The 12,060-nt window shown below is 73.0% G+C and carries 9 protein-coding genes and 1 pseudogene; 4 read left to right on the top strand and 6 right to left on the bottom strand.

What is annotated here, in order from left to right; all coding sequences use genetic code 11:
- Positions 1-3: 3 nt before the first annotated feature.
- Both LG634_RS34270 and LG634_RS34265 read left to right on the top strand, forming a co-directional pair.
- Positions 4-1,620: an ABC transporter permease gene (locus tag LG634_RS34270; protein WP_226739914.1), complete on the top strand. Its 1,617-nt coding sequence runs from the start codon at positions 4-6 to the stop codon at positions 1,618-1,620.
- Positions 1,620-2,642, top strand: a complete 1,023-nt coding sequence (locus tag LG634_RS34265) for an ABC transporter ATP-binding protein (protein ID WP_226739884.1) — start codon at positions 1,620-1,622, stop codon at positions 2,640-2,642. Before LG634_RS34270 ends, LG634_RS34265 begins: the two co-directional genes overlap by 1 nt.
- A gap of 103 nt (positions 2,643-2,745) precedes the next feature.
- Here LG634_RS34265 and LG634_RS34260 read toward each other — a convergent pair whose 3' ends face one another.
- From LG634_RS34260 to LG634_RS34235, 6 genes and pseudogenes are all read right to left on the bottom strand, one after another.
- A complete protein-coding gene (locus LG634_RS34260; protein WP_226739883.1) occupies positions 2,746-3,660 on the bottom strand; it encodes a DMT family protein in 915 nt (304 codons plus the stop codon).
- Between the two features lie 131 nt (positions 3,661-3,791).
- Entirely contained in the window at positions 3,792-4,892 is a 1,101-nt protein-coding gene (locus tag LG634_RS34255; RefSeq protein WP_226739881.1) for an LOG family protein, read from the bottom strand.
- A gap of 34 nt (positions 4,893-4,926) precedes the next feature.
- Positions 4,927-5,994 carry a hypothetical protein gene (locus LG634_RS34250; protein ID WP_226739878.1) on the bottom strand — a complete coding sequence of 356 codons (1,068 nt, stop codon included), beginning with the start codon at positions 5,992-5,994 and terminating at the stop codon, positions 4,927-4,929.
- Positions 5,976-6,623: pseudogene (locus tag LG634_RS34245) on the bottom strand (ABC transporter ATP-binding protein); the annotation flags it as partial. The gene LG634_RS34250 and the pseudogene LG634_RS34245, both read right to left, overlap by 19 nt.
- 380 nt (positions 6,624-7,003) lie before the next feature.
- Positions 7,004-8,383 (bottom strand): aspartate aminotransferase family protein, encoded by a 1,380-nt coding sequence (locus LG634_RS34240; protein WP_226739874.1) that lies wholly within the window; start codon positions 8,381-8,383, stop codon positions 7,004-7,006.
- Positions 8,368-8,871, bottom strand: coding sequence for an Lrp/AsnC family transcriptional regulator (locus tag LG634_RS34235; RefSeq protein ID WP_226739912.1), 504 nt, complete (start codon positions 8,869-8,871; stop codon positions 8,368-8,370). Before LG634_RS34235 ends, LG634_RS34240 begins: the two co-directional genes overlap by 16 nt.
- Before the next feature lie 169 nt (positions 8,872-9,040).
- Between LG634_RS34235 and LG634_RS34230 the strand changes: the two genes are divergently transcribed.
- Both LG634_RS34230 and LG634_RS34225 read left to right on the top strand, forming a co-directional pair.
- Positions 9,041-10,480, top strand: coding sequence for a gamma-aminobutyraldehyde dehydrogenase (locus LG634_RS34230; RefSeq protein WP_226739873.1), 1,440 nt, complete (start codon positions 9,041-9,043; stop codon positions 10,478-10,480).
- Positions 10,481-10,575: 95 nt separating this feature from the next.
- Entirely contained in the window at positions 10,576-11,766 is a 1,191-nt protein-coding gene (locus tag LG634_RS34225) for an ABC transporter substrate-binding protein (RefSeq protein WP_226739871.1), read from the top strand.
- Positions 11,767-12,060: the final 294 nt, after the last annotated feature.

Below are 12,060 nucleotides of genomic sequence, written 5' to 3'. Positions count from 1 at the left end.
CTCATGGCCCTGCCGCTCGCCTTCTTCGGCCTGTTCTTCGCGTACCCCGTGGCCGCGATCGTCGGCCGCGGTTTCGACACGGACGCGGGCTGGGAACCCGGGCGGATCGGCGAGGTGCTGGGCCGCCCGGACATCGCCGGCGTGCTGTGGTTCACCACCTGGCAGGCGCTGGCGTCGACCGCGCTGACCCTGGTGATCGCGCTGCCCGGGGCGTACGTCTTCGCACGGTTCGACTTCCCCGGCAAGCAGCTGCTGCGGGCCGTGGTCACCGTGCCCTTCGTGCTGCCGACCGTCGTCGTGGGCAGTGCCTTCCTGGCGCTGGTCGGCCGTGGCGGGCTGCTCGACGAGCTGTGGGGCGTACGGCTCGACACCTCCGTGTGGGCGATCCTCCTCGCGCACGTCTTCTTCAACTACGCCGTGGTCGTCCGGACTGTCGGCGGGCTGTGGGCACAGCTCGACCCACGGCAGGAGGAGGCCGCCCGGGTGCTCGGCGCGAGCCGGTTCGGGGCCTGGCGGCGGGTCACGCTGCCGGCGCTCGGCCCGGCGGTGGCCGCCGCCGCGCTGATGGTCTTCCTCTTCACGTTCAGCTCGTTCGGCGTCGTGCAGATCCTCGGCGGACCGGCGTACGCGACGCTGGAGGTGGAGGTCTACCGGCAGACCGCGCAGCTGCTCGACCTGCCGACGGCGGCCGTCCTCACGATGGTGCAGTTCGCGGCCGTCGGCCTGATCCTGGCCGTGCACGCGGCCACGGTCCGGCGGCGGGAGACCGCGCTGCGGCTGGTGGACCCGGCGCTCACCGCCCGCCGGGTGCACGGCGCGGGGCAGCGGGCGCTGCTCGGCGGGGTGCTGCTGACGGTGGCCGTGCTGATCGTGCTGCCGCTCGGGGTGCTGGTGGAACGGTCCTTCGACACGCCCGCCGGCTACGGGGCCGCCTACTACCGGGCCCTCCAGGACGAGGGGGCCGGCGGAGGGACGTTCCTCGTGCCGCCGCTGGAGGCGATCGGGAACTCGCTGGAGTACGCCCTGGCCGCGACGGGCATCGCGCTGGTCGTCGGCGGGCTGGCGGCCGCCGCGCTCACCCGCCGGGCCGGGCCGCTGGTCCGCGGGTTCGACGCGCTGCTGATGCTGCCGCTGGGGGTGTCCGCGGTGACCGTCGGCTTCGGCTTCCTGATCACGCTGGACGAGCCGCCGCTGGACCTGCGGACCTCGTGGATCCTGGTGCCGCTGGCACAGGCGCTGGTCGGGGTGCCGTTCGTGGTGCGGACCATGCTGCCGGTGCTGCGGGCCGTGGACGGGCGGCTGCGGGAGGCCGCCGCGGTCCTCGGGGCCTCGCCGCTGCGGGCCTGGCGGGAGGTGGACCTGCCGCTGGTGCGGCGGGCGCTGCTGGTGGCGGCAGGTTTCGCGTTCGCCGTCTCGCTCGGCGAGTTCGGCGCGACGGTGTTCATCGCCCGGCCGGACCGGCCGACGCTGCCGGTCGCGGTGGCGCGGCTGCTGGGGCGGGCCGGTGAGCTGAACTACGGGCAGGCGATGGCCCTGAGCACGATTCTGATGGGGGTGTGCGCGGTGTCCCTGCTGGTGCTGGAGCGGCTGCGGCCCGAGCGATCTTCCGGGGAGTTCTGATGGCGCTGCTGGAACTGGACGGCGTGTCGGTCCGCTTCGGCGAGCGGACCGTGCTGGACGCGGTGGACCTGACGGTCGCCGAGCACGAGACGGTGTGCGTGCTGGGGCCGAGCGGGAGCGGGAAGTCCACGCTGCTGCGGGTGATCGCCGGTCTGCAGCCGGCGGCCGGCCGGGTCCGGCTGGGCGGCGCCGACCAGGGCGGGGTGCCGGTGCACCGGCGCGGGGTGGGCCTGATGTTCCAGGACCACCAGCTCTTCCCGCAGCGGGACGTCGGCGGGAACGTCGCCTTCGGACTGCGGATGCACGGGGTCGGACGGGCCGAGCGGGAGGCGCGGGTCGCCGAGCTGCTGGAACTGGTGGGACTGCCGGGGGCCGGGCGGCGTGCCGTGTCCTCGCTGTCCGGCGGCGAGCAGCAGCGGGTGGCACTGGCCCGGGCGCTCGCGCCGCGCCCGCGGCTGCTGATGCTGGACGAGCCGCTGGGGCAGCTGGACCGGGGGCTGCGGGAGCGGCTGGTGGTCGAGCTGCGGGGGCTGTTCTCCGCGCTGGGGACGACGGTGCTGGCGGTGACGCACGACCAGGGGGAGGCGTTCGCGCTGGCCGACCGGGTCGTGGTCATGCGGGAGGGGCGGATCGCGCAGGCCGGGACGCCGTTGGAGGTGTGGCGGCGGCCGGCGTCGGAGTTCGTGGCGCGGTTCCTGGGCTTCGAGAACGTCGTGGCGGGGCGGGTGGCCTCCGGCACCGCCGAGACGGTGTGGGGGGCGGTGCCGGTGCCGGCGGGCACGGCGGAGGGGGAGTGCCGGCTGTTCGTGCGGCCGGGGGGCGTGCGGGTGGTTCCCGTGGGGGCGGGGGTGGCCTGCGAGGTGGTGTCGCGGACGTTCCGGGGGACGCACGTGTCGTTGGGGTTGCGGGTGCTGGCGGGTGGGCCGGTGCTTGAGGCGGAGTGCGAGTTGGCCGGGGCGCCGGAGGTCGGTGCCTCCGTCGGGGTCGGCTTCGACCCCGCGGATGTCGTCCTCCTCCCTTAGGGATTCGGGGCTCCGCCCCGGACCCCGCGCCTCGATCGCCGGCGAGGCCGGCTTTCGGGGCTCCGCCGCGGGGGTGTGGGGGCGGAGCCCCGGTCCTTTCCGCTCAGCGGGCGGCTGAGCCCGCGGGGGCGAGGTCGGGCGTGGCCGGGTCGGGGGTGGGGGTGTCGTGGCTGCCGTACCAGGCGACCGCCACCGCGCCGGCGACCGCGAGGAGGAATCCGGTGACGGCCAGCCAGGCCAGGCCCGGCCGGGACGCGTCGCCGAGCCAGAGGACGCCGATCGCGCCCGGCAGCACCGTCTCGCCGACGACCAGTGCGGCCGTCGCCCCGTTGACCGAGCCGATCTGCAGCGCCACCGTGTGCAGGTACATCCCCCCGGCCCCGGCGATCACGATCGCGTACAGCGCCGGATCCGCCAGCAGCGCCCCGAGGGAGAACGGCTCGACCCCGTCGAGGATGCGGACGCCGACGCCCAGCGCGCCGAAGCCCAGGCCCGACAGCAGACCGGCGAGGATCGCGGCCCGCGCCCCCAGGAACCGTACGGCGACCGTGCCGCCGGCCATCAGTGCCACCGTCACCCCGAGCAGCCACCAGTGCACCGACCGGTCCGCGTGGTGCCCGCCCTCGTGCCCGGCGGCCGTCGCCAGCAGGACCAGCGCCCCGCAGACCACACCGATCGACGCCCACTCCTTGCGGCTGAGCCGGATCCCGAGCATCTTCACGCTCAGCACCGCCGTGATCACCAGGTTCGCGCTGATCACGGTCTGGGACAGGAAGAGCGGCAGCAGCCGGGCGGCGAGCGCACCGAGCCCGAAGCCCACGAAGTCGAGGATGGTGCCGACGATGAACTCCCAGGTCATCGCGGCCTTCGCGGTGGACGACAGGTTGGGGCCGCCGTGCTGCGTCACCCCGGATCCGGAGTCGGCGCGGGCCGCGCGCCGGGAGCCCACGGCTTGCAGCACCGACCCCGTGCCGTAGCAGATCGACGCCGCGACAGCGGTCAGCAGGCCTATGAGCACGAGGGGCTCCGTTCACATCGGGCAGGGCGGTGCGGGATTCGGCGCGTTTCACCGGGTTCGCAGGTTTTGCGCTCCGCCTACCAGACGTGTCTTCCTGCCCCGGGGTTGCCTCCGGGTAGGAAAGAGCCAGGTCAGGCCAGCGCGGCCAGGACCGCCGGCACCTCGTCGACCGAATCCACCAGGGCGATCCGGGACTCCATCGGCCGGCCCGCCGCCAGCGCCTGCAGCAGCGGCCAGGCCGGCAGGGTCCGCGTCCAGTGCGCCACGTCCACCAGCACCATCGGGGCCGGCTCGCCCCGCGACCCGTAGTAGTTCGGGGTCGCGGCGTCGAAGACCTCCTGGACGGTGCCCGCCGCACCGGGCAGGTAGACCACCCCGGCGTTCGAACGGGCCAGCAGTCCGTCCTCGCGCAGGGCGTTCGCGAAGTACTTGGCGATGTGCCCGGCGAACGCGTTCGGCGGCTCGTGCCCGTAGAACCAGGTGGGGATGCCCACCGAGTCCCCGCCGCCCGGCCACTGCTTGCGCACGGCGAACGCCGCGGTCGCCCAGTCGGTGACCGACGGCGTGAACGACGGGCAGCCCGCGAGCAGTTCCAGCGCCTCCGGCAGCGCCGCGTCCTCGAACGGCGCCAGGTACGCGCCCAGGTTCGCCGCCTCCATCGCCCCCGGCCCGCCGCCGGTGGCCACCGTCAGCCCGGTCCGGGCCAGCGCCCGGCCCAGCCGCGCCGCACCCGCGTACGCCGCGCTGCCTCGGGCCATGCCGTGCCCGCCCATCACGCCCACCACCCGCGTGCCGGCCAGCAGCTCGTCCAGGGCGTCGGAGACCGCGTCGTCGTGGAGGGACCGCAGCATCGAGGACAGGACGTCCCCGTCGGCCTCGGCCTGCTGGAACCAGTCGTACGTGAGGAAGTCCAAGGTCGCCTCGTACCCGGCGGACAGCCCGTCGAACAGCTCCTCCGGGCCGTAGAGCCGCCCGCGGTACGGGTCGAACGGCAGGTCGGGGACGGGCGGGAAGACGAGTGCTCCGTCGCCGCGGACCTTCGCGGCGGCGTCGGGCTCCATGGTGCAGCCGAGGAACACGGTGGCCGAGGTGTCCAGGGACAGCAGGGCGAGGGTGCGCTCCCGCAGGTCCACCGACTGGACGCGGTAGCCGCTCAGTGAGCCGCGGGCCGTCGCCCGGTCGAATTCGGCGAGGGTTTCGAGCTCGAAGTCTTCCTTGTCCCGGTTGTCCACCCGGCCACCCTACGGCGCACCGGCCGGGCCGGGGTCAGTGGGTCAGGGCGAGCGTGATCAGCCGGGCGACCGCCCAGGTCAGCGGCGCGGCACAGACCAGCAGGGCCAGCAGTCGCAGGGCGGTGGCCGCGCGCAGCACCCGGCGCGGCGCGCCGAGCTCGCGTACGGCCTCCCGGGTGGCCCCGCGGGCCTGCCGGGTCTCGACGGCCGTCACCGCGAGGGTGGCGGCGGCGCACAGCGCGGCGAGCACGGCGGCGGGCCCGGTGAGCGGTCCCAGCGGCACCCCGACCCGGTCCCGCAGCACCGGCAGGCTCAGCCCGGCGGCGGCGACCGCGCACAGCATGCCCAGCGGCGGGCCGAGCCGGGCGGCCTCCTCCTGGAGCGACCGGCCGGCCAGCAGCCGGGCCGCGCCGGGCCGGGCGATGCGGATCAGTGCGCCGGCCCCGTGTACGACGGCCGGTCCGGCGAGTACCAGCCCGGCGGCGGTCAGGGACCAGCCGGCGAGGGCGCCGACGGCCTGCCGGCCCGCGTACAGGAGGACGGCGAACCCGGCGGCGAGCAGCGTCAGGCCCCAGGGCAGCAGGTGCTGCGGCGGCCGGGCGGTGCGCGGCCGCCGGGCGAGCGCCGCGGCCGGCGCCCCGGCCAGGGGGACCAGGGCGAGCAGGGTGAGTGCGGCGGCCACGGGGAACGGCCGGTCGGCGTGCAGGGCCCGGGCGGCGGCCCCGTCGAACGGCAGGCCGGCGATGTCGCCGCGCAGGTGGAGGAAGACCAGCAGGGCGAGCGAACTGCCGAGGGCGCAGGAGACGGCGGTGGAGACGGCCGCGACCACGCTGAGCCGGACCGGGCCCAGGCCCAGCGCGGACAGCCCTTCACGGGTCCAGGTCGCCGGGTCGGTGCGGGCCACGGCGACCGCGAACTGCACGGTCAGCGCGAGCGGGACCAGGCACCACAGCAGCCGCGGCGCGGAGCCGGCGGGCCGGGCCACCGCCTCGGCGAGGACGTACAGGAGCAGGAAGCCGGTGCCGGCGGAGGCGGCGGCGACCAGCAGGCGGCGCAGCTGGACCAGCGGGCGGGAGCCGCGGGCTAGACGGAGAGTGAGCACGCGGCCCGGCCCTCCGTGTCGGTGGGGTGCGGTCCGGCGGCGGCCGGGCGGCCGTCGAGGAGGGCGGTGCGGCGGTCGGCGTGCCCGGCGGTGTCCTCGTCGTGGGTGGCGAGGACCACGGTGATCTCGTGGGAGCGGGCCGCGGTGGTCAGGGTGCGCAGCAGCTGGGCGGCTTCGGCCCGGTGCAGGCAGGCGGTCGGCTCGTCGGCGAAGACCACGGCGGGTACGGCGACCAGGGCGCGGGCGAGTGCGACCCGCTGGGCTTCGGCGCGGCCGAGGACGGCCGGGCGGCGCCGGGCGTGGGCGCCGATGTCGAGGCGGTCGAGCCATTCGACGGCGGTGCGCTTGGCGGCGCGGTGCGGGGTGCCGGCGAGCAGCAGCGGCAGGGCGGCGTTCTCCCACACGGTGAGTTCGCGGACGAGCTGCGGTTCGGGGCCGATCCAGCCGAACCGGTCGCGGCGCAGCCGTTCGCGGGCGAGGGCGCCCATGGTGTGGACGGGCACGCTGTTGAACCAGACCTCTCCCTCGTCGGGGCGGAGCTGGCCGGAGAGGCAGCGCAGCAGGGTGGTCTTGCCGCTGCCGCGGGGGCCGGTGACGGCGAGGATCTCGCCCGCGCGGACGCCGACGGAGACCCCGCTCAGTGCGGGCGACCCGCGGTGGGAGTGGTGCAGGGAGCGTGCCCAGAGCACATCGTTGTCCGGCGGGGCCACCATGGCATACACCTCGGTTCACATCGACTGCGGACCGGACTCGCTGCCCGGCTCCCCCGTCCGGGGGAACGAAGCGGCGGCCGATCGGTCACGAGGCACGGTAGGGAGCCGGAGTGCCGGCGGGCGGACGGCACACGGCCCGGACCCGCCCGTTCTCACTCGAACGGGCGCATCCGGGCCGTGGGGCACGACGGCGGTGAGGGTTGCCGTCATGGGCTCGGCAGGACCCGCAACGTCCTGCCGGAGCCGGGCTCACCAGGCCGGGACGGGTGGCCTGGGAGTCTGTGTGCGTTGCGGGATCAGAGCTTGGTCCACGCCTCGGTGAGCACCGTGCGCAGGATGCCTTCGATCTCGTCGAAGGTGCCCTGGTCGGAGATCAGCGGCGGGGCCAGCTGGATGACCGGGTCGCCGCGGTCGTCGGCACGGCAGTAGAGGCCGTTGTCGAAGAGCGCCTTGGAGAGGAAGCCGTAGAGCACGCGCTCGGTCTCCTCGTCCGTGAAGGACTCCTTGGTGTTCTTGTCCTTGACGAGCTCGATGCCGTAGAAGTAGCCGTTGCCGCGGACGTCGCCGACGATCGGCAGGTCGTGCAGCTTCTGCAGCGTCGAGAGGAAGGCGCCCTCGTTGTCCAGCACGTGCTGGTTGAGCCCCTCCTTGTCGAAGATGTCGAGGTTGGCCAGCGCCACCGCGGAGGACACCGGGTGGCCGCCGAAGGTGTAGCCGTGCAGGAAGACGTTGCCGCCCTGGTAGAACGGCTCGGCGATGCGGTCGGAGACGATGCACGCGCCGATCGGGGAGTAGCCCGAGGTCATGCCCTTGGCGCAGGTGATCATGTCCGGTACGTAGCCGAACTTGTCACAGGCGAACATCGTGCCGAGGCGGCCGAAGGCGCAGATGACCTCGTCGGAGACGAGCAGGACGTCGTACTGGTCGCAGATCTCGCGGACCCGCTGGAAGTAGCCGGGCGGCGGCGGGAAGCAGCCGCCGGCGTTCTGCACGGGCTCCAGGAAGACCGCGGCGACGGTGTCGGGGCCCTCGAACAGGATCTGCTGCTCGATCTGGTCGGCGGCCCAGCGGCCGAAGGCCTCCGGGTCGTCGCCGTGGATCGGCGCGCGGTAGATGTTGGTGTTCGGGACCTTGTGGGCGCCCGGCACCAGCGGCTCGAAGGGGGCCTTGAGGGCCGGCAGGCCGGTGATCGACAGGGCGCCCTGCGGCGTGCCGTGGTAGGCGACGGCGCGCGAGATGACCTTGTACTTGGTCGGCTTGCCCTTGAGCTTGAAGTACTGCTTGGCGAGCTTCCAGGCGGTCTCGACGGCCTCGCCGCCGCCGGTGGTGAAGAAGACCTTGTTCAGGTCGCCCGGGGCGTAGTCGGCCAGGCGCTCGGCGAGCTCCACGGCCTTCGGGTGGGCGTAGGACCAGACGGGGAAGAACGCGAGTTCCTGCGCCTGCTTGTACGCGACCTCGGCCAGCTCCTTGCGGCCGTGGCCCGCGTTGACCACGAACAGTCCGGCGAGGCCGTCGAGGTAGCGCTTGCCCTTGTCGTCGTAGATGTAGGTGCCCTCGCCCCGCACGATGGTGGGGACGGGGGAGTTCTCGTACGAGGACATGCGGGTGAAGTGCATCCACAGGTGGTCGTACGCGGTCTTGGACAGGTCCTGGGTCACGGCTATCGGGTTCCCCACATGTAGGTCTGCTTCTTCAGCTTCAGGTAGACGAAGCTTTCGGTGGACCGCACCCCGGGGAGCGTGCGGATCCGCTTGTTGATCGTTTCCAGCAGGTGGTCGTCGTCCTCGCAGACGATCTCCACCATCAGGTCGAACGAGCCCGCGGTCATCACCACGTACTCGCACTCGGCCATCGCGGTCAGTGCGTCGGCCACCGGGTCGAGGTCGCCCTCGACGTTGATGCCGACCATCGCCTGGCGCCGCAGACCCACGGTGAGCGGATCGGTGACGGCGACGATCTGCATGACGCCCTGGTCGAGCAGTTTCTGCACGCGCTGGCGCACCGCGGCCTCCGACAGGCCGACGGCCTTGCCGATTGCTGCGTACGGACGGCGTCCGTCCTCCTGCAGTTGCTCGATGATCGCCAGCGACACAGCATCGACCGAAGGGGACGGCTGTCTGTTCCTGGCATCTGTGCTTCGACTGACCACGACCTCACTGTGCACGAGGACTCGACAGTTCCGCAACCCGAAATCAATGAAATCCGTTGTTGTGGAGATCTCTGGGCACTGATTTCGTAGTTCGTGGCGTCCGGCTCTGTCGAAAGCGTCGGCCGAGGAGCTAGGCTGGGGCACTGTCTCAATCATTGGACACGTGATCAGGAGTGTGGCTGTAGTGACCACCGAACTGCGTCGACTGCGCAACTACATCGGCGGGGAGTTCAGGGACGCCGCCGACGGGCGGACCACCGAGGTGGTCAACCCCGCCACCGGCGAGGTCTACGCGACGGCGCCGCTGTCCGGCCAGACCGACGTGGACGCCGCCATGGCCGCCGCCGCCGCGGCGTTCCCGGGCTGGCGCGACACCACCCCGGCGGAGCGCCAGAAGGCCCTGCTGAAGATCGCGGACGCCTTCGAGGCCCGCGCCGAGGAGCTCGTCGCCGCCGAGTCCGAGAACACCGGCAAGCCGCTCGGCCTCACGGCCAGCGAGGAGCTGCCGCCGATGGTCGACCAGATCCGCTTCTTCGCGGGCGCGGCGCGCATGCTCGAGGGCCGCTCGGCCGGCGAGTACATGGACGGGATGACCTCGATCATCCGCCGCGAGCCGGTCGGCGTCTGCGCCCAGGTCGCGCCGTGGAACTACCCGATGATGATGGCCGTGTGGAAGTTCGCGCCGGCCATCGCCGCGGGCAACACCGTGGTGCTCAAGCCGTCCGACACCACCCCGGCGTCCACCGTGCTGATGGCCGAGATCATCGACTCGGTGCTGCCCAAGGGCGTCTTCAACGTCATCTGCGGCGACCGCGAGACCGGCAAGGCCATGGTCGAGCACGCCACCCCCGCGATGGCCTCCATCACCGGCTCCGTGCGCGCCGGCATGCAGGTCGCCGAGAGCGCCTCCAAGGACGTCAAGCGCGTCCACCTGGAGCTCGGCGGCAAGGCCCCCGTCGTCGTCTTCGAGGACTGCGACATCGCCAAGGCCGTCGAGGACATCGCCGTCGCCGGCTACTTCAACGCCGGCCAGGACTGCACCGCCGCCACCCGCGTGCTCGTGCACGAGTCCATCCACGACGAGTTCGTGACCGCCCTCGCCAAGGCCGCCGCCGACACCAAGACCGGCCAGCCGGACGACGAGGACGTGCTGTACGGCCCGCTGAACAACCCGAACCAGCTCAAGCAGGTCGCGGGCTTCATCGAGCGCCTCCCCGCCCACGCCAAGGTCGAGGCGGGCGGCCACCAGGTCGGCGAGAAGGGCTACTTCTACGCCCCGACCGTCGTCTCCGGCCTCAAGCAGGACGACGAGATCATCCAGAACGAGGTCTTCGGCCCGGTCATCACCGTCCAGTCCTTCTCGGACGAGGCGCAGGCCCTGGAGTACGCGAACGGCGTCGAGTACGCCCTCGCCTCCTCCGTGTGGACCAAGGACCACGCCCGCGCGATGCGCATGTCCAAGAACCTCGACTTCGGCTGCGTGTGGATCAACACCCACATCCCGCTGGTCGCCGAGATGCCGCACGGCGGCTACAAGAAGTCCGGCTACGGCAAGGACCTCTCCGCGTACGGCTTCGAGGACTACACCCGCATCAAGCACGTGATGACCTCGCTCGACGGCTGAGCGACTCCCGGCTGATCAAGTCCGGTCCCCGGAGGGGCGGGCAGTAGACAGACTGTCTATTGCCCGCCCCTCTGCGTTCCGCCGAGGGTGTGCGCATGGCCGAACGCATCGCTTCCCGTACGTTCTCCCGCCGCGCGGCGCTGCGCGGCCTCGGCACCGCCGGCTTCCTCGCCGCCCTCACCGGATGCGGGGTCCCCGCGGCCTACGTCGACGAGGGCCGGCGGTCCGCCGCCGACCGGTCCGCGGCCGACCGGTCGGTCTCCTTCGCCAACTGGCCGCTGTACATCGACACGGACGACGAGGACGAGTCGCGCCGGCCCACCCTGGAGGCCTTCACCGAGCGCACCGGGGTGACGGTCCACTACACCGAGGAGATCAACGACAACGACGAGTTCTTCGGCAAGGTCAGCCCGGCGATGATGAACCGCCAGGAGACCGGCCGGGACCTGCTCGTCGTCAGCGACTGGATGGCCGCGCGGTTCGTCCGGCTGGGCTGGGCCCAGGAGATGGACCGGGACGCGCAGCCGAACGTGGCGAAGTACCTGGACCCGCAGCTGCGTTCGCCCGCGTTCGACGAGGGGCGGCGGCACACCGTGCCGTGGCAGTGCGGGATCACCGGGATCGCGTACAACCGGAAGAAGCTGGGGCGGGAGATCAGGTCCACCGCCGACCTGTGGCGGCCCGAGCTGGCCGGCAAGGTCACGCTGCTGTCCGGGCTCGACGAGTCGTTCGCGCTGCTGATGCAGGGCGACGGGGTGGACGTCACGCGGTGGGCCGAGGCGGACTTCCACCGGGTCTGCGACCGGGTCGAGGAGCTGGTGCGCAAGAAGCACATCCGGCGCTTCACCGGCAACGACTACATCAAGGACCTGTCCACCGGGGACGTACTGGCCTGCCAGGCGTACTCCGGGGACGTGATCCAGCTCCAGGCCGACAACCCGGACATCGAGTTCGTCGTGCCGGAGGAGGGGGCGGAGCTGTGGGCCGAGAGCCTGCTCGTGCCGAACCTCGCGTCGCACAAGGCGAATGCGGAGGCGCTGGTCGACCACTACTACCGGCCGGACGTCGCGGCCGAGCTCGCCGCCTGGGTCAACTACGTCTGCCCCGTGCCGGCCGCGCGGGACGTCCTGGCGGACTCCGGCGACGAGGAGACGGCCGCGCTCGCGGAAGACCCGCTGATCTTTCCCGACGACTCGATGCGGCGGCGTCTGGCCATCGCCCGGGACATCTCGGCGGCGGAGCGCCGGGGCTTCGCGCGGCGCTGGAACGCGATCGTGGGTCTGTGACGGGGGCTCCCCGCCGAGGCCCCGCCGGGCGGGGGAGCCGGTGCCCCGTCCTTCTCGGACCTGCTGTCCGTTGCCCTGGTCACCTCCGCCCTTTGCCCAGCGGGCGGGGCAGTTCCAGCGCTCCTGGGGTCGGCTGCCCATGGGGCGGGGCAATCCCAGCCCGTTTGGGCCGGCTGCCCGCCGGGCGGGGCGAAATCCAGCCCCTCCGGCGTTTGAGGAGCGGGGTTTGGGGCGGAGCCCCCAGAACTGCAACCCGGCCGGCGCCGGGCACCGGGCTCTGCCCGGACCCCCCCC

It is taken from the genome of Streptomyces bambusae (genome assembly GCF_020532645.1).
GTDB lineage: Bacteria > Actinomycetota > Actinomycetes > Streptomycetales > Streptomycetaceae > Streptomyces > Streptomyces bambusae.
Note: the sequence above shows the minus strand (reverse complement) of the source record. Positions and strands in the feature narration are given on the sequence as shown.